We start from the raw sequence: 20723 nt of genomic DNA, 5'->3' as shown, positions 1-20723 counted from the left end.
CCGCAGCGTCCTCCAAACGATTTTGAGGCTAACAGGCCTGAGCAGGCTTCGCCCGACCCGAAAGGATGGGTTGGCCCGTTGCCTATCCCCCTCCTTTCGGAGGGGTATGCCGGCGATCGGCGGCCTGGGCCGCGCGCACCGCCTGGACGCGGTTGGTGACGGCCAGCTTGCCGAAGATGTTCTTCAGGTGCCATTTCACCGTGGTTTCGCTTACCGACAGGGCAACCGCTATATCGCGATTGGACATGCCTTCGGTCAGGCAGTGCAGCAGTTCGGACTCGCGCTGCGTGAGTTGCTCCTTCTCCGCGGCCGGCGCGGCTGGCTTGCGCGTCCCGAGGGGCATCGTCTGCGCCGCATCGATGATGCGCGTGGCATAGGCCGACAGTGCCGGATCCGACTTTGCCTGCGCCGCACGCAGCCGCATCAAGCCTTCGATGACGAGCTTTCCCTCGTCGACGAAGGAGCGGATGAAGCCGGACGGTCGGGCAAGCCGCAGCGCATCGAGCAGATAACGGTCGGCTTCGCGCATGTCATGGCTGGCACTGGCCGTCTTGGCGCGCAGGATCAGCGCCAGTATGTGCCGGCGGATGCGTCCGCCGCTTCCGGTCCGCGCCAGAAGAGCATCGAAAATCCCGGCCGCTTCGGCATGGGCTTTCTCGGCTGTCAGCAGGCGGCCTTCGGCAAAGAACTCGAACTCGTTGGCGGTGGTGATGGCCATCGGGGCTACGGCGTCACCGCGGTGCTCGGTCAGCAGTGCGCGCGCTTCGGCATTGCGGTTCTGGTCGAGCAGCATCCGTATGCGGTCATGCAGGACCATCGATGCCAGGCGACGGTACACGGTGCCGCGCACGCGCTGGTAGACGCGGTCGAGCATGTCGAGCGCGGCCTCCGGGCGGCCGGTCAATTGCAGCACGCGGGCATATGTCGGCACGCTGGCCAAGGGATAGACGATGACCGCCGCGCCCTCGATCAGCGGTCCGAGGTTCTCCACCAGCGCCAGGGCTTCGCCCGAGGAATTGGTCTCATAGGCGAGTTCGGCAAGCAGCGTTCCGGCGAGCGCCTCGGCATAGGAATTGGCGCCGATCCGGGCCCTCGCCTCGATGATGGCGTTGCGCAGCAGCCGTTCGGCGGCGGGCAGCCGTCCGGCCGAACGCTCGATGACAGCCATGTAGCAGTTGGCGATGGTAACGCCGAGCAGGCTGCCGCTTCGTTCATGCGCCAGCCGCGCGGCATCAATCGCGGCGCGTGCGCCATCGAGATCGCCCAGCGCATAGAGATTGTAGCCGATGACGTTGGCGGTGGCGCCCTCCATGAACCAGGCGTCGGGCGCGATGATGCGCAGGGCCGCCAATGCGGTGTCGCGCGCGTCCTCGAACTGCTCCAGAGTGCTGTGCACCGCGGCATCGAGCACCGCGAGTTCGGCTTCGATCGTGGTGCCGGCCAGCGTGCCCGGATCCTTGCCGTCAGCAGGCCCGCTTTCGACGAGCTTGCGCGAGGAGGCGAGTGTCTGCTTGGCAATCTCCGGTTGGCTGCTGTGCACCGCCAGCCACAGCACGACCAATTGCAGCCGGATGCGCTGGTCGATCAGTTTTTTTGGCAGCAGCGCCAGCAGCTGGCGCACATAGAGCAGCTGGCATTGGGCGATGAGATCGAGCGCGTTGTTCTCGACGAACACCGCCGCGCGGGCCTGGTCGCCGGCGGCCAGCGCGTGGCCGATCGCCTCGGTCAGCATCTTGCGTTCGCCGAACCATTCCGAGGCCGCCAGATGCAGCGGCGCGATCATTTCCGGTTCGCGCCGCTCCATTTCGCGGCTGAGGAAATCGCGGAACAGATGATGGTAGCGGAACCAGCGCCGCTCGTCGTCGAGCGGCACCAGGAACAGATTGCGCGTTTCGATTTCCGTGATCGCCGCCTCCGCGTCCGCAGCGCGCATCACCGCGCGGCAGGCGTCGGCGCAGAAGCGTTCGAAGATCGAGCTGTAGAGCAGGAATTTTGCAATGTCGGGCGGCAGTTCCCCGAACACTTCGCCCATCAGGAAGTCGGCCACGTTGCGGCTGGCGCCGGTGAAATTGCCGATGACGGTTTCAGGCGCACGCGCGGCGCTCAGCGACAACGAAGCGAGCTGCAGGCCGGCTGCCCAGCCTTCCGCGCGGGAACACAAGGTTTCCACCGTGGTGGCGCTGACGCTCAGGCCGAGTTTGTCGTTGAAGAACGCCTCGGCTTCGGATGAGGCGAAACGCAGATCGTCGGGCCCGATCTCGAACACGTCGCCGAGCACCCTGAGCTTGCCGAGCTGCAGGTCGGGCAAGCTGCGCGAACCGATGACGAAGGCGACATTGGCAGGCGCCTGCCGCGTCAGCCGTTCCATGAAGCGCTTCACGGCCGGCGCTTCGACGGCGTGATAGTCGTCGAAGAACAGGGTGATGTCGGCCTCACGGGCGGCAAAGCCCGCGACCAGTGCGGCAAGCACGACATCGAGCTGCGGGATCGGGCTCGACTGGAACGCAAGATCGAGCTCAGCCGGATTTTGCACGAGATGACGAAGCGCCCCCACCAGGTGGGCGAGGAAAGCGCCTTCGTCATTGTCGCTCGCCTCGCAGGACAGCCATGCCGTCAGCCGGCCGAGGCGTGCCGTTTCAGCCATCCATTGGGCCATCGTGGTCGATTTGCCAAAGCCGGCGGGCGCCGAAAACAGCACGATGCGGGTGTCGACATGCCGGTCCAGCGTCGACAGGATGCTCTCGCGCCGTACCCATCGGCGGTGGTGGAGCGATGCCTGGCTGGCTGGTTGCGAAGGCGTTTTCATCTGGCGTGGGGACACCATTCCGTCTCGATCAAGGGAATCTGCGGCGCCGCGTCACGCGGCAATGTTCCCTTGATCCTGGGATCGTCGGCGATTTCGAAGCCGGTCGCAAAGGGCTCGAATCCGCAGGCCCTGTAAAAACCGATGACGCTGTGATGGTCGAAGCTGCTGGTGTGCAGCCAGATGCGGCTGGGCTTGAGGCGCCATGCCAGGTCGAGCGCGCCGGCCATCAGCCGCTTGCCGAAACCACGGCCGGTCACGGAGGGGAACAGGCCGAAATAGGTGATCTCGATCTCGTCGTCGGCCACCGAAAATTCGACCATGCCGACATGGGCGCCGCTTTCATCATGGCCGTGATAGAGGTGCTGGCGCGGATCGGCGAAATGCGTGGCGATCTCGGCATCCGACATTTCGGCAGCGCGATCCCAGAGCCAGGGTGCACCGATCTCCAGGAAGATCGTGCGGTAGGAAGCACTGTCGGGTTTCGTGATCCTTGTCATGGTCAACGGCCGCGCGAGATCCGGCACCGGTGCGAGCGCTTCCATCCATGTCACCGCATTGACGATCTTGCCGGCCGGCACGCGCCGATAGCCGACCGTCAGATTGGTGTTTTCATCAGGCAACCTGCCTTCGGTGACCAACATCTGTCCTCGACCTTTCGCCGCATCGCGACACCGGCATGCGGAAAGCTGATGCCAACTCTGCGCTCACCTGCCAAGGGGTTCTCGGGGTGGGTCAAGATTTTTTGGCCCGCCTGTTCCTTGCATTTCACAGAGATGGCATATGAGATATGATACACCATCGAAGGGAAAGCGGAATATTATGCCTGAGCGAATTGCGGACGAGGCCATTTTGAACGCGGTCGACGACGGCTTCGCGCGGCAGGTGGAATTCCTTGCGGACCTCGTGCGCTTTCCCTCGCAACGGGGCGAAGAACACGCGGCGCAATCGTTCATGGCAGCCGCGTATGAAGCGGATGGCTATACGGTGGACATGTGGCGTGTCGATGTCGATGCGATTCGCGACCTGCCGGGCTTTTCGCCCGTCGCCGTCTCCTATGACGACGCCTTCAACGTCGTCGCCACCCACACGCCGCGAAACGCGACCGGCCGCTCGCTGATCCTCAACGGCCATATCGACGTCGTGCCGACGGGGCCGCTCGATCGCTGGCTGCGCGATCCCTATGACCCGGTCATCGAGGATGGCTGGATGCATGGCCGCGGCGCCGGCGACATGAAGGCCGGCCTCTCGGCCTGCCTTTACGCGCTGGCCGCATTGCGCAGCCTGGGCTATCAGCCGGCCGCGAAGGTCTTCCTGCAATCGGTGGTCGAGGAAGAATGCACCGGCAATGGCGCGCTCGCTTGTCTGCAGCGCGGCTACCGCGCCGACGCCGCCTTCATCCCCGAACCCCTGGAGCCGAAGCTGATGCGGGCGCAGGTCGGCCCGATCTGGTTTAGGGTCGAGGTCGACGGCGATCCCCAGCATGCGTCGGGCGCTTTCTCGGCCGGCGCCAACGCCATCGAAAAGGCTTTCCTCATCATCCAGGCGTTGAAGCAGCTCGAAATCGTCTGGAACGCGCGCAAGGTCGACGACAGGCATTTCTGCGATCACCCGCATCCGATCCGTTTCAATCTCGGCAAGATCGAAGGCGGCGAATGGACATCGAGCGTCCCCGCGCGCTGCGTGTTCGAGATGCGTGTCGCCACCTATCCCGGCCAGAAGCTGGAGGATGCGAGAGCCGAGCTCGAGGCCTGCATCGCCGATGCGGCCCGCGCCGATCCGTTCCTGGCCAACCGCCCGCCCAGGATGACCTACAATGGCTTCATGGCCGAGGGCTATGTGCTGGAGGGCGCCGACGAGATGGAAGCCGTGCTGCGCCGTAGCCATACCGCCGTCTGGGGTGAGCCGCTGCAGGAACACGTCACCTCGGCCACCACGGATGCGCGCTTCTTCGGCCTTTACGCCGACACGCCGGCCATCGTCTACGGCCCGATCTGCCGCATGCCGCATGGCTATGATGAAGCGGTGGACCTCGATTCCGTGCGCAAGGTGACCCAGACGATCGCGCTGTTCATCGCCGACTGGTGTGGGCTGGAGCCTGTCGACCCCGAGGCGAGGCCATGACCGGCGCCGTGACGGACGCATTCGGCGAGACACTGGCCGAGGACGCGCCCGATGTCTCGATCGCCGATGCGCTTGCCATCCTGAGCCGGCACTACGGCCTTGTCGGCACCGCTCAGCCCTTGCCTGGCGAGCGCGACCACAATTTCCACATCCGCACCGATGGCAATGGCGAGTTTGTCCTGAAAATCTCGCATCCGGCGGAAGAGGCCGGCTTCACCGATTTCCAGAACAAGGCGCTGGACCACATCCTTGCGGTCGACCCTGCTTTGCCGGTCCCTTCAGTGCGCAAAAGCCTCGATGGCGATGCGCAGTTCACCGTCAGCATCGGCGGTTCGCAGCCGCGTATCGTCCGCCTGGTCACCTATTTGCCCGGCCAGTTGCTGTCGCGCTCGCCGGTATCGGCTGCGCAAGATCGCAATCTCGGCATCTTCCTCGCTCGTCTTGCCCGGGCACTGCGCGGCTTTTTCCATCCGGCCGCCGGCAGCGACCTTTTGTGGGACATCCGCAAGGTCGCCAAGACGCGGCCCATGCTGGGGCATATCGCCGATGCCAGGCATCGGGCCATGGTCGAGCGCGTCATCAATGCCTTCGAGGAGCACGCCGCGCCCCTCATCCCCAGCCTGCGCGCCCAGATCGTCCACAACGACATGAATTCCTACAATGTGGTGATGGACGCATCGCGGCCGGAGGTCATCAGCGGCATCCTCGACTTCGGCGACATGATCCATTCGCCGCTGATCTGCGATCTCGCCATCGGCGCCGTCTACCGCTGGCCGGCCGACGGCCACCCGCTGGCGCCCGCCGCGCGCTTCGTCGCCGGTTATCAATCGGTGCAGCTGCTCGAGGCCGAGGAGATCGGCATCCTGTTCGACCTGATCCGTGCCCGCCTGGCGCTCATCGCCAACATCGCCACCTGGCAGGCGGAGCGCTTCCCGGCCAAGCGCGATTACGTGCTGCGCCTCATCACCGAGGTCTGGGCCTCGCTCGAGCGGCTGGACGGACTGTCACATGGTGACGCCCGTCGCTATTTCCTCGATCATTCCAATCCGGAGTAGACGCTCGTGTCCCAATCCTCGCCCGCAAATGCCTCCGCCGACGCCGGCGCATCAGCATCCGAACGTGCTTTGCTCGAGCGTCGCGCCAGGCTGCTCGGCCCGACCTATCGCGCCTTCTACCGCAATCCGATCCATCTCGTGCGTGGCAGCGGCGTCTGGCTCTACGATGCTCAGGGACGCAAGTTTCTCGATGCCTACAACAACGTCGCCTCGGTCGGGCACTGCCACCCGCGCGTCGTCGAGGCGCTGTCGGGGCAGGCGGCCACGCTCAACACCCACACGCGTTATCTCAGCGAAATCATCCTCGACTACGCGGAAAGACTTCTCGGCACGCTTCCGCCCCATCTCGGTCATGCCATGTTCACCTGCACCGGCAGCGAGGCCAACGATCTCGCCATCCGCATCGCCCAGCATTCCAGCGGCAATACCGGCGTGATCATCACCGATTTTGCCTATCATGGCGCCACCATCGCCACCGCGCAGCTGTCGCCGGCCGCGGTCGGGGCAAAGGGCGTGCCCGCGCAGCACAGGACCGTGGCCGCCCCGGATACGTTTCGCGATCAGGGCCGGGCCGCGCGCGATTTCGCCAGGAACGTCGCCGCCGCCATCGAGGACATGCGCGCGCAAGGCATCCGTCCGGCGGCGCTGTTGCTCGACTCCGCCTTTTCCAGCGACGGAATTTTCTTCCCCGATGCGTCGGTGATGCGCGAGGCGGCCGATCACATCAGGAAGGCGGGCGGCATCGTCATTGCCGACGAGGTCCAGTCCGGCTTCGGCAGGCTTGGCCAGGGCATGTGGGGTTTCGCCAATTACGGCCTCGAGCCCGACATCGTGACCATGGGCAAGCCGATCGGTGACGGGCATCCGATGGCCGCGGTCATCGTGCGGCCGCAGCTTGTTGCCTCCTTCGGCTCCAACACCGGCTACTTCAACACATTCGGCGGCAATCCGGTCGCGGCCGCCGTTGGCATCGCGGTGCTCGACGTGATCGAAGGCGAGGGACTGATCGAGAATGCCCGCATGGTTGGGGCCTATACGGGCGAGCTGCTGCGCGCCTTGCAGGGTCGCCACGGCATGGTCGCCGATGTCAGGCATAACGGTCTCTATTTCGGCGTCGAGTTGACGGCGGAGGGAGACGAGGCGCTGGCATCCACCAGGACGTCGGCGGTCGTCGAAGCCATGCGCGAGGATGGCGTGCTGATCTCGTCGTGCGGTCCGCGCGGCAACGTGCTGAAGATCAGACCGCCGCTGCCCTTCGCCAGGGACAATGCCGAGCAACTGGTCGAAACGCTCGATCGCACCCTGTCGCGCTGGGGATAGGAAAGGGGCGGCGATCGACATGCTGAAGCTCGAACATCAGACCCTGAACGACCGCGCCTATGGCGCGCTCAAGCAGGAGCTGATTTCGGGCGGCTTCAGCCCGGGCCAGACATTGGTCATCCGCAAGCTTGCCGAGACGTTCGGCATTTCGACGACGCCGATCCGCGAGGCGCTGCAACGGCTCGTCGCCGAGCGGCTTCTGGAGTTGCAAAACAACCGCTCGATCATCGTGCCCTTGCTGTCTGCGCCCGCCTTCGAGGAACTGACGCGCATCCGCGTCGCGGTGGAGGGACTGGCGGGTGAGATGGCCGCCTCGCGCATCACCGAAGACGGGCTGGTCGACATACAGGCCACGCTGGCGGGCATGCAGCGCGCGATCGAGGCGGGCGACGCCGGGGCCTATCTCTCGCTCAACGAGGCTTTCCACTTCGCCATCTACCGGCATGCCGGCGCGCCGATCCTGCTCAACATGATCCGTGACCTCTGGGGTCGGGTCGGGCCCTATCTCAAGCTCCTGATGCAGGCCGAGCGCTATATACCCCAGTCGAACGAGGCGCATCGCAAGATCGTCGCCGCGTTGGCGCAGCGCAATGGCGCCGGCGTCAGGACCTTCATAGAACAGGACATCGCCACGGCGGCAGCGGTGCTGGCAGGAAATCTTCGCGCGGCCGAATGACGACGCGATCCCGTCGCGGCCCGGCGTTCGGCTATCCGGTCCTGTCCAGCCGGTCGCGAAGCATGCTCCACGGCAGCAGCGCGTTCGGCGCGAAGCGCAGCAGGCCGTGGAACGGCATCGGCGACGGCGGCGCAAAGGGCAGCGGCAGATCGCGGGCATCGGTTCCTCCAGCCCAATCCGCAAGCACCTTGCCCATGGCCGTGGTCATGGCGATCCCGCGACCGTTGCAGGCGCGACCGGCGATCAGCCCCGGTCCGAGATCGATGAGGTGGGGCAGGAAATCAGGTTCGACCGCTGCCATCCCCGACCAGGCATAAGCGAGTGGCGGCAGGTCCGGGAGCTCGAGATGCCGGGCCAGCCGCCGCCGGATCGTCTGCGGCAGGCGTCGGTCGGCACCGAGGCCGAAGACATGCATGCCGCCGCTGATCAGCCTGTTCTCGGCATCGAAGCGGTAGGTGAAGAGATTGCGTCTCGTGTCGCCGACGCCTTGCCCGCCGGGCAACAGGCGGCTGCGCACCTCGCGCGGCAGCGGCGCCGTCGCGATCTGGAAGATCTTCAGCGGGAAATAACTTTTCCGAAGCCCCGGATTGAGCTGTCCGCCATAGGCATTGGTGGCGATCAGCACCTTTCCGGTGCGCACCGAACCCATTTGCGTCCTCAGCGACCAGCCGTCCGCGATGGGGTCGATCGCGGCGACGCGCGTGTGCTCGAACAGGCGCGCCCCGGCTTTTTCAGCCATATCGGCCAGCCCGCGCGCATAGGCGACCGGATTGATCACGCCGCCGGAGCGGTCCATCCAGCCGCCGGCATAGCCGCGCGCGCCGGTCAGCGCCCCGACTTCTTGGCGGTCCAAGACGACGGCCGGCCGGCCGCGCTGCGCCCATTGCCCTGCGCGTGATTTGACCTTCTCGAGCGCGGCGGGGGAATGCGCGGGCTGGATCCATCCGCTCTGTACCGCGTCGCACTCGATGCCGTGCCGCCTGATCAGGCCGAAGACCAGATCGGCGCTGCCGGCGGCAAAATCGATCAGCCTCTCGCCGCGCGCGGGTCCGAGATGGGCTTTTATCGCATCCGGATCCATTTTGGCGAAGTTCGGCACGACGAAGCCGGCATTCCTGCCGGTAGCGCCCCAGGCGATGGTCTCGGCCTCGAGAACGGCGACCGAAAGACCTCTGGCCGCGGCATGCAGGGCGGTCGAAAGCCCGGTGAAGCCGCCACCGACGATGGCAAGGTCGACGTCAATCTCGCCCTCCAACGCCGGGCGGAGGCGGGTCTCAGGGCTGACCGCATGCCACAGCGAAAGCGCTTCCTGCCGGGCCATTGCGGTCACGAGCCGCTCTTGCCGGCGGCAACCTTCGCCCGCTTGCCGAGCCGTGCCCGGCGCGGCCGTTCCCCGAACAGGCCGTTGGGGCGGACCAGGAGGATGACGCACAGCATGACGCCGATTGCGACGATCTGCAGGGATGCGGCGCGCGCCTGTTGCTCCGGCGGGAACAGCGCGCTGGTCAGCGTGCCAGATCCGGCCCAGATCCCCCAGACCAGGATGCTGCCGATGACGGCGCCGGGATTACTGCCCGAGCCGCCGACGATGAGCATCACCCAGACCTGGAACGTCAGGATCGGCAGGTAATTGTCCGGCGCTATGAAGCCGGTGAAATGCGCCTGCAACGCGCCTGCCAGCGCCATGATGGCGCCGCCGACGGCGAAGGCCTGGACACGGTAGAAGCGCGCGCTCTTGCCCAGAGAGATCGCCGCCCGTTCATCCTCCCGCAGCGCCTTCAGCACCCGGCCCCACGGGCTCCGCGACAGGTGCTCCAGCGCCAGATAGGCGACCAGCGTGACCGCTGAAACGACGGCAAGGTTCGACAGGTTGAACAGCAGCGGCGTCTCGGCGAGGCTGCCGAAAGGGCGCGGGATGAAGCCGATGCCGAACGGCCCACCGGTCAGTTTCTGAGCGTTGAGCGCGACCAGTTGCACGACCACGGCGACGCCGAAGGTGGTGATGGCCAGGTAGTCCGATCTTAGCCGCAGCGTGGCGATGCCGGTCAGTGCCGCGGCGATGCCGCCGACGACCATGGCGCCGACCCAGCCGGCCAGGATCGGTAGCCCGAAACCGCCCAGACGCGCGGCATCGTCCGGCGTCGTCAGCAGCGCCGAGGTGTAGGCGCCGATGGCGACGAAGCCGGCGAGCCCGACATTGAAGAGCCCGGTCAGCCCCCATTGCAGATTGAGCCCCAGCGTGACCAGCGAAAAGATCAGCGCCGTGGTCAGGAAGAATGCGCCGTAGCCGACGAGGTCGATCATCTTTCCCGAACTCCGAAAAGGCCGATCGGCCGCACGAACAGCACCGCCATCAAGATGATGAAGGAGACAGCGGCGCGCCATTCGGCGCCGATCAGTTGCACGGCGCCCGCTTCAGCGAGCCCGATGATCAGCCCGCCGAGCACGGCGCCGGGGATGCTGCCGATACCGCCGAGAATGGCCGCAGCGAACATCGGCAGCAGCATGTCGAAACCCATGAACGGGCGGATCTGCACCAGGATGCCGATCATCACGCCGGCGACGCAGGCAAGTGCTGCGCCGATGATCCAGGTGACACGCACCACCTTGGCGACGTCGATGCCGACGATGCGGGCAAGTGCCGCATTCTGGCTCAGGGCCTGCATGGAACGGCCGGTCTGGGTGCGCGTCATCAACAGATGCACACCCAGCACCAGAACCGCCGTCAGCAGCAAAAGCGCGATCTGGTCCGGCGTGATGCGGATGCCGAAGCCGACCGGCATGGCGATCTGGATGGCGCGGCTGAAATAGGTCGGCCGTGAGGTGAAGGTGAACTCGAGCAGGCTGCGCAGCGCCATCGAGGCGCCGAAGCTTGCCATCACCACGATGATGGCCTGGCCTTGAGAGCGCAGCCGCGCGAACAGCACCTTGTCCAGCAGCAGCGCCAGCAGGGCGGTGAATGCCATGCCGACAACCAGCGCGACAATGAGCGGCCAGCCAAAGGAAAGCGGGGCGATCGGCGCCACCTTGCCGACCGTTGCGCCGATGGCGCCGACGACGGCCAGCGTCGCATAGGTGCCCCAGGCCATGAAGTCGCCATGGGCGAAGTTCGAAAAGCGCAGGATCGAATAGGTCAGCGTCACGCCGATGGCGCCGAGGCCGATCATCGAGCCCGTCAGCAATCCGTCGACGATGAATTGCAGGTTCATGCCGCACTTCCCTTTCCTGAAGGCGCGGCCTTGCCGGCGCTGTTGGGGCGCCGGCCGAGATAGAGTTCGGCGACCACCGGATCGCTCCACAGTTCAGAGGAAATGCCCTCGTGCCGGTCCTTGCCTTCGACCAGCACATAGGCGCGGTCGCCGATGGCGAGCGCCGCCTTGGCGTTCTGTTCGACCAGCAGGATGGTGACGCCTGACTTGCGGATGCCGGCCAGCATCTCGAACACCATCGAGACGAATTTCGGCGACAGGCCGGCCGACGGCTCGTCCAGCACCAGCACCTTGGGATGGACGATCAGCGCCCGTGCTACGGCCAGCATCTGGCGCTGCCCGCCCGACAGATTGCCGGCGGCGATGCGGCGCTGGCGCGCAAGGTCCGGGAAGGTCGCGTACATCTCGTCGATGCGGGCGGGAACCTCGCGGCGCTCGATGATGCCGCAGGCAACCCTGAGATTGTCATCGACCGACATCAGTGGAAATACGTTCTCCGTCTGTGGCACGAAGGCGAGCCCAAGCCGCACCATGGTGTAGGCCGGCGCGGTGGTGATATCCTTGCCGTCGAGGAGAACCGTACCGCCGGTGACCGGGACGAGACCGGCAATTGCCTTGATCAGGCTCGACTTGCCGGCACCGTTGGGGCCGAGAACGACGACGATTTCGCCCTTCCTCACCGTGATCGAGGCGCCGCGCACGATCGGCACGCCGGGTTCGTAACCGGCTTCGAGGTTGCGGACGTCAAGCACGGTCCCGCTCATGCCGTGCCCCCGAGATAAGCCTCGATGACGCGCGGATCGCGCGCCACTTCGTCGGCCGTGCCCTCGCACAGAAGCTCGCCGCCGGCCATCACCAGGACGCGATGGCAGAGCCGCGTCACCATGTCGATGTTGTGCTCGATCAGAAGAAAGGTGATGCCGCTTTTGTTGATGTCATGGATGCGGTCGATGATGACTTCGAGCAGCGTGGCGTTGACTCCGGCCGCGGGCTCGTCGAGCAGGATGATGGCCGGGTCGGCCATCATCACACGGGCAAGTTCGAGCAGTTTGCGCTGGCCGCCGGAAAGCACCCGCGCCGGCTCGTGCGCCAGCCGGGTGAGCGACACCAGTTCAAGCAGTTCGGCGGCCTTCTCTGCGGCTGCCCTCTCTTCGGCGGCGACCCGCCACGGAATCAGGAAATTGGCGAGCAGCCGCTCTCCGGCCTGACCTTGCGCGGCGAGCATGACGTTTTCGATCAGCGTGAGATTGGGCAAGGGCCGCGGAATTTGGAAGGTGCGCCCGAGACCCCGGCCAATGCGCAGATGCGCTGCTTCGCCGGAGACGAGCGCCCCGTTGAGACGGATCTCGCCGCTTGTCGGCAGGATGCTGCCGGCAAGCAGGTCGAACATCGTCGTCTTGCCAGCGCCGTTGGGGCCGATCAGGCCGAGGATCTCGCCCGGGCGGACCTCGAACGAGACGTTGTTGACGGCGACGAGGCCGCCGAAACGCCGCACGACGTTCTTCGCTGCCAGAACCGGCGCCTGGGTCTCCGTCCCATGCCGTTTCGCCGTGTCGTTCATCAAGCCCTCTGGCCGAAGCGATCTTTGCCGCTTTCCGATTTTTTGATTTGTGATCACACTTGCTTTGATCACGCTAATCAGCTTTAATTTTCTCCGCAAGCCGAAAACAGGCCAGGCCGACGAAAAGGCCGAGATCGGGAACGCCATGCAAAGGGCTGCTGTCGAGCGCAACAACGAGGTCATCGCCGCGCAACTCGCGCCGGTCGGCCGCGAGACGGTGCAGGACCGCGTCTATTCCGAATTGCGCCGGGCGCTCATCGGCGGTCTGTTCGAGCCGAGCCAGGTTCTGACCATACGCGGCCTTGCCGATGCGCTGGTCACGTCCACCATGCCGGTGCGCGAGGCGCTCGGGCGGCTAATCACGGAAAAGGCGCTGGAAGCGCTTCCCAACCGGTCGGTGCGGGTGCCGCCGATCACGCTGGAACGCATCGACGACCTCCTGCGCGCCCGTGCCCTGATCGAAGGCGAGGCGATCGCGCTTGCCGCCACGCGTATGGATCCGCGCCAGATTGCCACCATCGAAACCATTCTCGGTGAATGGGATGAGATGCGGGCGCTGAAGCACAAGAAGGATGTCGATCGCGAGGTGACGCTCAATCAGAGTTTTCATTTCGAGATCTATCGCGCCTGCGGTTCCGCCGTGCTGATCCCGATGATCGAGAGCCTCTGGCTGCAGTCGGGGCCATGCATCCGCGTTGCGATCTATGCCTTTTCCGAGGCCGGCGAGGTCGACACCGCTCACTATCATCGCAGCATCGTCGCCGCGCTTGCCGCGCAGGACGGCCAGGCCGCGCGCGAGGCGCTGGTGGCCGACATCAGCCGTCCCTTCGCTTTCCTGCGCGACAAGCTGAAGTTGACAGCGAAGGCGGAGTGAATGACCGATATGACCAGACGTGCCATCAGGATCACCGAGCCGCGTTCCGAGCTGTCGGTGACGGCGCAGTTGCTGCCGGAAAAAGCACCCGAGAACGCCGCGTTCCTGTGGTCTTACCTGGCCGAGCCGCGCGTCGTCGCGGGCATTCATGCCATGTGGACCGGCCCGGAAATCTCCTGTCCGATCCCCACGGCACATCTGAAGGGCGAGGCCTTTGCCCAGACTTTGCCGGCGGAGAACGCGACGCTGACGCCGCAGCCCGGTGATATCGTGCTTTCCTACGTGCCGCCGCGCATGTGGGGCGGCAACCCGTATGCGATCTTCGACATCGGCCTGTTCTACGGGCAAGGCGCGCGCCTGTTGTTTCCGATCGGCTGGCTGGCGGGAAGCGTCGTTGCGCAGGTGCTGCCCGAAGAACGCGATCAGTTCGCTTCTGCCTGCGGCATCATTCGCCGCAACGGCGCCTGCGATGTCACCTTCACGCGGCTGGAGAGCTGAAATGGCTGAACGCGACGACAGCTTCGAACTTTTCGACCTCCGCGTCGAGGCCGTCGTCCCCCAAGGCAAGCCGGTTTATTGCGGCGCCAGGCCCGGCGACTATTTCGAGCTGAAGGGCGAGATGCTGTCGATGCCGGCGGGCCAGGGATTTTCGATCTATTCCATAGCGGCCGTGCTGCCGCTGCTGGCGGCAAAGCAGCGCCCCACCCATGCCAATGACTGGATGACCTCGGATGCCGAGATCGCCTGTCCCGATCCCAATTGTGCCAGCAGGCTCAGGATCGTCAGGACCGGCAAACGGCGGTTCAGCCACGCCGAGACCACGGCTGTGCCGCTGCCGAAGGAGAGTGGAGAGAGATGACCGCCAAGACTTTCGAACTCAGCCCCGGCTACACCATCTCGCGCGTCATTCGCGGTGGCTGGCAGTTGGCCGGCGGCCACGGCGCGGTCGACCGTCAGCAGGCGGTGGCCGATCTGGTCGCCACTTTCGACGCCGGCATCTGGACCTATGACTGCGCCGATATCTACACCGGCGTCGAGGAGCTTATCGGAGCGGCGCGGCTGCGTCTGGCCAACGAACGTGGTCTCGATGCCGCGGCCAGGATGAGAGTCCACACCAAGCTGGTGCCGGACCTCGAGCGGCTCGCCGGCATCGGTCGCGATTACATCAGAGGCATCGTCGACCAGTCTCTGCGGCGGCTGAAGACCGAGCGGCTCGACCTCGTGCAGTTCCACTGGTGGGACTATTCGGTGCCTCGCTATGTCGACGCGATGGGCTGGCTCGACGAGCTCCGGCTCGAAGGCAAGGTGCGCAATGTCGGCACCACCAATTTCGATACGCAGCGTCTCGGCGAGATCCTGTCGGCCGGCGTGCCAGTCGTCAGCCAGCAACTGCAATACTCGGTCCTCGACCAGCGCCCCGCGGCGAGCCTCGCCGCGCTCGCCGCACGCAGCGGCGTCAGCTTTCTCTGCTATGGTTCGGTGGCCGGCGGCTTTCTCGGCGACAGATGGCTCGGCGTCGCCGAGCCGGACATGCCGCTCGAAAACCGCTCGCTGGTCAAATATAAGCTGATCATCGATGACTTCGGCGGCTGGGAGCTCTTCCAATCCCTGCTCAATGTGCTGAAGCGGATCGGCGATCGCCACGGCGTCGACATCGCCACTGTCGCCAGCGCCTGGGTGCTCGAGCAGCCGCAGGTGGCGGCCGTCATCGTCGGCGCCCGCAACCAGGCGCATGCGCTGGCCAATGCGAAGATCATGGATGTGGCGCTCGGGGCCGAAGACCGGGCAGAGATCGGCGCCGTAATCGCCCAGAGCCGCGGTCCCCTCGGCGACGTCTACACGCTGGAACGCGACCGTCACGGCCGCCACGGTTCGATCATGCACTACAATCTCAACGCGGCCCGGCCATGAGCGCCACCACCGAAAGCCTGCTTTCGCCGGCCAGCACCGAAATCGTCGAGTTGCATCGCTTCTTCGTCGACTGGTTCGTCGCATCGCGCGCCGGCAAGGCCGATTTCAGCCGCTTCGAAAGCGTCATGGGCGAAGGCTTCGCCATGGTCACGCCTGACGGCAAGGTCCTCGATCGCGATGCGGTCGTCGACCATGTCCGCACGAGCCGCGCTTCCTGCGACGAAGCCTTCGCCATCTCGATCGAGGACATCCGGCCGGGCTGGCAAACCGGCGACGCGATCGTCGTGCTCTATGTCGAGGCGCAGTTGCGGGGCGGCAAGCACAGCCGTCGTCAGTCGAGTGCGCTCTTCACCACCAATCCATCGGCGCCCAACGGCGTCGAATGGCGACATCTGCATGAAACCTGGCTGCAGGTGCCGGAAAGCTGAACAGGCTCAGACGTGAAATTTGGTTCGTGTAACTCAATTCGTGTAGCTCAAGGGGAACAACAATGAGAAAGACGATACTCCAACTCACCACCGCGCTCGCTCTCGTGACGCTCGCCGGCGCGGCCCATGCCGCAGACTGCAAGATCACGGTCGGCCTCGTCATGGAATTGACCGGACCGGCCGGTGAATACGGCCAGGCCGGCGCAAAATCGGTCGAGATGGCCTTCCGCGACATCAACGACGCCGGCGGCGTTCGCGGCTGCGATCTGGTGACCGACACGCGCGACAGCCAGAGCCAGGGCAATATCGCCGTCGATGCGGCGACCCAGCTGGTTCAGGTCAAGAAGGTGCCGGTGATCATCGGCGGCATCATCTCCTCGGTGTCGATCCCGATCCTGACCTCGGTCACCGCACCGGCCAAGATCGTCCAGGTCTCGCCGGCGTCCTCCTCGCCGACGCTGACCGCACTCGGGCGCGATGGCAAGACCAACGGCATCTTCTTCCGCACCATCACCTCCGATGCACTGCAAGGCGTGGCCGCTGCCAAATACGCCATCGACAAGGGCTTCAAGAAGCTGTCGATCATCCATGTCAACAATGATTTCGGGGTCAATATGGTGGCCGAATTCTCGCGCGCCTACAAAGCGCTCGGCGGCACCGTCGTCTCCGACACGCCCTACAACGAGAAGCAGTCGAGCTATGCCTCGGAAGTCACGGCGGCCATGGCCGGCGAGCCTGACGGGCTTTACCTCGTCAGCACGCCGGTTGACGGCGCCACCGTCGCCCGTACCTGGATTTCGCAAGGCGGCGTGCAGAAATTCCTGCTCAATGACGGCATGAACAGCCCTGATTTCATCGAGTCCGTCGGCGCCGATTATCTCAAGGAGGCCTATGGCACCTCGTCCGGCACCAGCCCGACCGCCTCCACCGACTACTTCACCAAGAACTACAAGGCGTTTTCAGGCATCGAACCCTCCAATCCCGCGGCCGACCGTTCCTATGATGCCGGCGCCATTGTCGGTCTGGCAATCGCCATCGCCGGCTCAGAGGATCCGGCCAAGATCAAGGACGCCATGTACAAGGCGGTCGATCCGGCGGGCACGCCGATCTTTGCCGGCAAGGAAGAATTCGCCAAGGCGCTCGGATTGATCAAGGACGGCAAGCCGATCCGCTACGAAGGTGTCATCGGCCCGGTTGCCTTCGACAAATATGGCGACATCACCGGTCCGTTCCGCTTGTGGAAGATCGTCGACGGCAAGGTGACGACCGACGGTGAAATGACCACCGACGACGTCAATGCCCTGCAGGCGAAGCTCCAGTAGGCCGTCGCTTCTCTCCAGTCCGGCATCGATCGCTCGATGCCGGATTGCTCGCAATGCCGCTCCTGCGGTCTAAAGCGCGTCGCGTTGAAACGGATTCATGCGACGCGCTTTAGGTCTTTGTTTTTATGCATGTCGTTTTCCCAAAACCGAGGTCACGGCGACATGCATAAACTCCATGCCGCCACGGCAACGGCGTCCAGGCTCATTCTCCGGATTCGCGTGACAACCAGCGCCTGCGCGCTTCGCGCTGTTCGGCGAGCTCGGCCTCGTCCCAGTAGCCGATCAGCACGCCGGGCTCGATCAATGGATCGAAGTGCCGCATCTTGTCGTCGTTTCCCGTCAGCCATTCGTCGGCGGCGGTGATGCGGTTGTTGGGCAGCGCCAGCCAGCGGAACAGCGCCTGCCGCAAGCGTTCGATGTCGGCCGCCGCCGATGCTTCGGTGCCGATGTCGTTGAGTTCGTGCGGATCGCTGTGCAGGTCGAAGAACATCGGCGCCAGGCCCTCGCCATGGACCAGTTTGAAGCGGCCGTCGGTGATCATGTAGAGCTTGCAGTCGACGACCGGCATGGCGAGCTTCAGCCGCGCGGCATCGCCGCCAAAGTCGTACTCGCTCACCGCGTGGCGGCGCCAGTTCACGTCCTGGCCGGCCAGCAGCGGCAACAGCGATCGGCCCTCGAGAATATGCGGCTTCGCCTTGCCGCCGAAGAAGTCGAGGAAGGTAGGCGCGAGGTCGATCATCTCCACCAGCGCCTCCGACGTCGTGCCGCGCGTCGCGTCGGCCTGCCGGCGCGGATCGTAGACGATCATCGGTACCTTGGCCGCGACGTCGTGGAACAGGTATTTTTCGCCCAGCCAATGGTCGCCGAGATAGTCGCCGTGGTCGGAGGTGAACACGATCAACGTGTTGTCGAACAGGCCGCGCTCCTCCATGAACTCGAACAATCCGCCCAACTGATCGTCGATCTGCCTGATCAGGCCCATATAGCAGGGAACGACCCTTTCGCGGACCTCGTCGCGGGAGAAATTCCTGGAATAGCGTTCCTGCTGGAAGGCTTCGAAGATCGGGTGAGGCGAGACGCGTTCTGCTTCGCTGCGCACGACCGGCTTTATGTCGGCCTTGCCGTACATGTCGTGATAGGGCGCCGGCACGATGTAGGGCCAGTGCGGCTTGATATAGGAGAGATGCGCGCACCAGGCCTCGCCCTTTGCCTCGGCCTCCTCGATGAAGCGCATGGCGCGGCGCGTCATGTAGGGTGTTTCCGAATGCTCCTCGGGGATGCGCGCCGGCTTGTCGGCATGGAGGAGCAGCCAGCCGTTGAAATTCTCGCCATCCTCACCTTCACCGGAATTGGCCCAGTGTTCCCACGGATTGGCGGCGTCGAAGCCGTGCTCGCGCAGATAGGCGTCGTAGGCCGGGTCGGGATCGTAGGCGGATGACGGATGCAGCCCGTCATCGCGCTCGAACGGTTCGAAGCCGCATTCGGCGACGCGCACGCCGATGACGGACGTCTTGTCGATGCCGAGGCGCTCCATGCCTTCCTCGTCGGCCCTCATATGCGTCTTGCCGATCAGCGCGCAGCGCACGCCGATCTCGCGCAGATGCTCGCCGAGCGTAGGCTCGCCGACCCTGAGCGGCACGCCGTTATGCGTCGATCCATGCGAGCGGACATAGCGGCCTGTATAGGCGCTCATGCGCGAGGGCCCGCACACGGTCGATTGCACATAGGCGTTGGTGAAGCGCACCCCCAGTCTGGCCAGCCGGTCGATGTTCGGCGTGTGCAGGGTCTTGTGTCCGGCGCAGCTCAGATAGTCGAAGCGCAACTGGTCGCACATTATGAAAAGGACATTGCGGCGGTCTGTCATTGGTTGTCCGTCATTGTGGTCTCGCAAGACCGGTGTGGCAGAACGGCGGATGTCCTTCAACGATGCCTCAAAATATCATTTTACCGAACCAAATGCCTCATGCACTGTGGGAGCCGGAGGGTCGAAATCGTGCCATTCGTCACCATTGGCGGCCTTGCGCTGCACCATCGTTACATCGAGGCGACCGGCACCGCGCGGCCGGTGGTGTTCATCAATTCCCTGGGTACCGATTTGCGCATCTGGGACGATGTCATCTCGCAATTAAGCGGTGACAGGCCTCTGCTGGTCTACGACAAGCGCGGCCACGGACTGTCCGACATCGGCGGCGGCATCCGGTCGATCGATGATCATGTCGACGACCTCCTGGGCCTCATCGATCATTTCGATCTCGGCAGGGTCGTGCTGTTCGGCCTGTCGGTCGGCGGCTTGATCGCACAGCGGCTCTATACCCGTCATCCCAGCTGTGTGGAGGCTCTGATCCTGTCCGACACGGCGCACAAGATCGGCACGGACGAGAGCTGGAACACGCGCATCGCCACCGTCGAGCGCGATGGGATCGAGGCGATAGCCGACGGCGTGATGAAAGCATGGTTCACGCCGGATTTCCATGCCGCGCGCGCTGCCGACCTTGCCGGTTGCCGCAATATGCTGACCAGGCAGGCGCTGCCGGGTTATATCGGGACATGCAAGGCGGTCCGCGACGCCGACCTCACCGAGGCCGCGCGGCGCATCGCGGTGCCCACGCTCTGTATCGTCGGCGACCAGGACGGCTCGACACCGCCCGATCTCGTCCGCTCGCTGGCAGCGCTGATCCCCGGCGCCCGCTTCGAGATCATCCCTAACGCCGGCCACATTCCCTGCATCGAACAGCCGGAGGCGGTGGTCGCATTGATCCGCGATTTTGTCGCGTCGCTTCCTCCGGAGCAGAAACCTTTGAGCGCGGCTACCCCTTGATCGCCGAGCCGACGATGGAATCGACGAAGAAGCGCTGCAGCAGGACGAAGAGGATTAGCGGCGGCAGCACGGCAAGCGTCGCGCCTGCCATCACCAGCCCGGTGTTGACGGCGCCTCTGTTGTAGCTCAAGAGCCGGCTGAGGCTGATGACGATCGGATAGGCGTCGGCATTGTCTTGCAGCACGGTCAGCGGCCACAGATAGCTGTTCCAGTGATAGACGAAGGCAAACAGCGCCAACGCCGCGATTGCCGGCGCCACGCTGGGCGCCACGATCTTGAACAGGATCAGCAGTTCGGATGTGCGGTCCATGCGTGCGGCGTCGATCAGATCGTCGGGCACGCCCGCAATGAACTGGCGCATCAGGAAGATGCCGAAGCCATTGGCGAGGTTGGGCACGATGATGCCGGCGAGGCTGGCATTGAGGCCGATCGAGCCGACGGGGAATGGCGCTGCGAGTTCCATTCCCCGGCGCATCTCCTGCAGCCGCCCGGCGTGCCGGGCATGGAGGCGGCCGGCATCATCGAAGCCCGTCGCACGACGGGAGGCGCTGGTTCTGGCGCCGGTGTAGCGTCTTCCCCATTCGGGGCCATCTCCCTCGGGTTGCTTCGAAGCTACGGTGTT

General features: G+C 64.9%; 20 protein-coding genes. 11 read left to right on the top strand and 9 right to left on the bottom strand.

What is annotated here, in order from left to right; all coding sequences use genetic code 11:
* Positions 1–82: 82 nt before the first annotated feature.
* On the bottom strand, positions 83–2806 hold the full coding sequence (locus FJ964_RS15870) for a LuxR C-terminal-related transcriptional regulator (protein WP_140551237.1): 2724 nt from the start codon (positions 2804–2806) through the stop codon (positions 83–85).
* Entirely contained in the window at positions 2803–3447 is a 645-nt protein-coding gene (locus FJ964_RS15865; protein ID WP_181172488.1) for a GNAT family N-acetyltransferase, read from the bottom strand. Before FJ964_RS15865 ends, FJ964_RS15870 begins: the two co-directional genes overlap by 4 nt.
* Before the next feature lie 178 nt (positions 3448–3625).
* On the opposite strand from FJ964_RS15865, the gene FJ964_RS15860 reads away from it, so the two are divergent.
* Genes FJ964_RS15860 through FJ964_RS15845 form a run of 4 tightly spaced genes read left to right on the top strand, consistent with a single transcriptional unit; the run spans position 3626 to position 7978 of the window.
* Complete coding sequence (locus FJ964_RS15860; RefSeq protein ID WP_181172487.1) at positions 3626–4927, top strand: ArgE/DapE family deacylase; 1302 nt, start codon at positions 3626–3628, stop codon at positions 4925–4927.
* Positions 4924–5982 carry a phosphotransferase gene (locus tag FJ964_RS15855; RefSeq protein ID WP_140551236.1) on the top strand — a complete coding sequence of 353 codons (1059 nt, stop codon included), beginning with the start codon at positions 4924–4926 and terminating at the stop codon, positions 5980–5982. Before FJ964_RS15860 ends, FJ964_RS15855 begins: the two co-directional genes overlap by 4 nt.
* A 6-nt stretch (positions 5983–5988) precedes the next feature.
* Entirely contained in the window at positions 5989–7302 is a 1314-nt protein-coding gene (locus tag FJ964_RS15850) for an aspartate aminotransferase family protein (protein WP_140551235.1), read from the top strand.
* Positions 7303–7321: 19 nt separating this feature from the next.
* Entirely contained in the window at positions 7322–7978 is a 657-nt protein-coding gene (locus FJ964_RS15845) for a GntR family transcriptional regulator (protein ID WP_140551234.1), read from the top strand.
* Positions 7979–8009: 31 nt separating this feature from the next.
* On the opposite strand, the gene FJ964_RS15840 is transcribed toward FJ964_RS15845, so the two are convergent.
* Genes FJ964_RS15840 through FJ964_RS15820 form a run of 5 tightly spaced genes read right to left on the bottom strand, consistent with a single transcriptional unit; the run spans position 8010 to position 12748 of the window.
* On the bottom strand, positions 8010–9308 hold the full coding sequence (locus FJ964_RS15840; RefSeq protein WP_140551233.1) for an FAD-dependent oxidoreductase: 1299 nt from the start codon (positions 9306–9308) through the stop codon (positions 8010–8012).
* Positions 9305–10282, bottom strand: a complete 978-nt coding sequence (locus FJ964_RS15835; protein WP_181172486.1) for a branched-chain amino acid ABC transporter permease — start codon at positions 10280–10282, stop codon at positions 9305–9307. Before FJ964_RS15835 ends, FJ964_RS15840 begins: the two co-directional genes overlap by 4 nt.
* Positions 10279–11187: a branched-chain amino acid ABC transporter permease gene (locus FJ964_RS15830; RefSeq protein WP_140551232.1), complete on the bottom strand. Its 909-nt coding sequence runs from the start codon at positions 11185–11187 to the stop codon at positions 10279–10281. The genes FJ964_RS15835 and FJ964_RS15830 overlap by 4 nt, the downstream gene beginning before the upstream one ends.
* On the bottom strand, positions 11184–11951 hold the full coding sequence (locus FJ964_RS15825) for an ABC transporter ATP-binding protein (RefSeq protein ID WP_140551231.1): 768 nt from the start codon (positions 11949–11951) through the stop codon (positions 11184–11186). The genes FJ964_RS15830 and FJ964_RS15825 overlap by 4 nt, the downstream gene beginning before the upstream one ends.
* A complete protein-coding gene (locus FJ964_RS15820) occupies positions 11948–12748 on the bottom strand; it encodes an ABC transporter ATP-binding protein (RefSeq protein WP_140551230.1) in 801 nt (266 codons plus the stop codon). Before FJ964_RS15820 ends, FJ964_RS15825 begins: the two co-directional genes overlap by 4 nt.
* 145 nt (positions 12749–12893) lie before the next feature.
* Between FJ964_RS15820 and FJ964_RS15815 the strand changes: the two genes are divergently transcribed.
* From FJ964_RS15815 to FJ964_RS15790, 6 genes are all read left to right on the top strand, one after another.
* On the top strand, positions 12894–13622 hold the full coding sequence (locus FJ964_RS15815) for a GntR family transcriptional regulator (RefSeq protein WP_140551229.1): 729 nt from the start codon (positions 12894–12896) through the stop codon (positions 13620–13622).
* Positions 13623–14120: a DUF3830 family protein gene (locus FJ964_RS15810; protein WP_224713288.1), complete on the top strand. Its 498-nt coding sequence runs from the start codon at positions 13623–13625 to the stop codon at positions 14118–14120.
* Between the two features lies 1 nt (position 14121).
* Positions 14122–14481: a TIGR04076 family protein gene (locus FJ964_RS15805; RefSeq protein WP_140551228.1), complete on the top strand. Its 360-nt coding sequence runs from the start codon at positions 14122–14124 to the stop codon at positions 14479–14481.
* Positions 14478–15533 carry an aldo/keto reductase gene (locus tag FJ964_RS15800; protein WP_140551227.1) on the top strand — a complete coding sequence of 352 codons (1056 nt, stop codon included), beginning with the start codon at positions 14478–14480 and terminating at the stop codon, positions 15531–15533. The genes FJ964_RS15805 and FJ964_RS15800 overlap by 4 nt, the downstream gene beginning before the upstream one ends.
* Entirely contained in the window at positions 15530–15961 is a 432-nt protein-coding gene (locus tag FJ964_RS15795) for a DUF4440 domain-containing protein (protein ID WP_140551226.1), read from the top strand. Before FJ964_RS15800 ends, FJ964_RS15795 begins: the two co-directional genes overlap by 4 nt.
* Before the next feature lie 62 nt (positions 15962–16023).
* On the top strand, positions 16024–17283 hold the full coding sequence (locus FJ964_RS15790; RefSeq protein ID WP_140551225.1) for an ABC transporter substrate-binding protein: 1260 nt from the start codon (positions 16024–16026) through the stop codon (positions 17281–17283).
* A 202-nt stretch (positions 17284–17485) separates the two neighbouring features.
* On the opposite strand, the gene FJ964_RS15785 is transcribed toward FJ964_RS15790, so the two are convergent.
* Positions 17486–19147, bottom strand: coding sequence for an alkaline phosphatase family protein (locus FJ964_RS15785; RefSeq protein WP_140551224.1), 1662 nt, complete (start codon positions 19145–19147; stop codon positions 17486–17488).
* 129 nt (positions 19148–19276) lie between these two features.
* Between FJ964_RS15785 and pcaD the strand changes: the two genes are divergently transcribed.
* The gene (pcaD, locus tag FJ964_RS15780; RefSeq protein WP_140551223.1) at positions 19277–20101 is read left to right on the top strand and encodes a 3-oxoadipate enol-lactonase; all 825 of its coding nucleotides are present in this window, start codon (positions 19277–19279) and stop codon (positions 20099–20101) included.
* On the opposite strand, the gene FJ964_RS15775 is transcribed toward pcaD, so the two are convergent.
* Complete coding sequence (locus FJ964_RS15775) at positions 20091–20564, bottom strand: carbohydrate ABC transporter permease (RefSeq protein WP_224713287.1); 474 nt, start codon at positions 20562–20564, stop codon at positions 20091–20093. The genes pcaD and FJ964_RS15775 overlap by 11 nt on opposite strands.
* Between the last annotated feature and the right edge of the window lie 159 nt (positions 20565–20723).

The sequence above is a fragment of the Mesorhizobium sp. B2-3-2 genome, from assembly GCF_006442295.1.
In the GTDB taxonomy this organism is placed as follows: Bacteria; Pseudomonadota; Alphaproteobacteria; order Rhizobiales; family Rhizobiaceae; genus Mesorhizobium.
The sequence above is the reverse complement of the archived record's forward strand: the minus strand, read 5'-3'. Positions and strand labels throughout refer to the sequence as shown.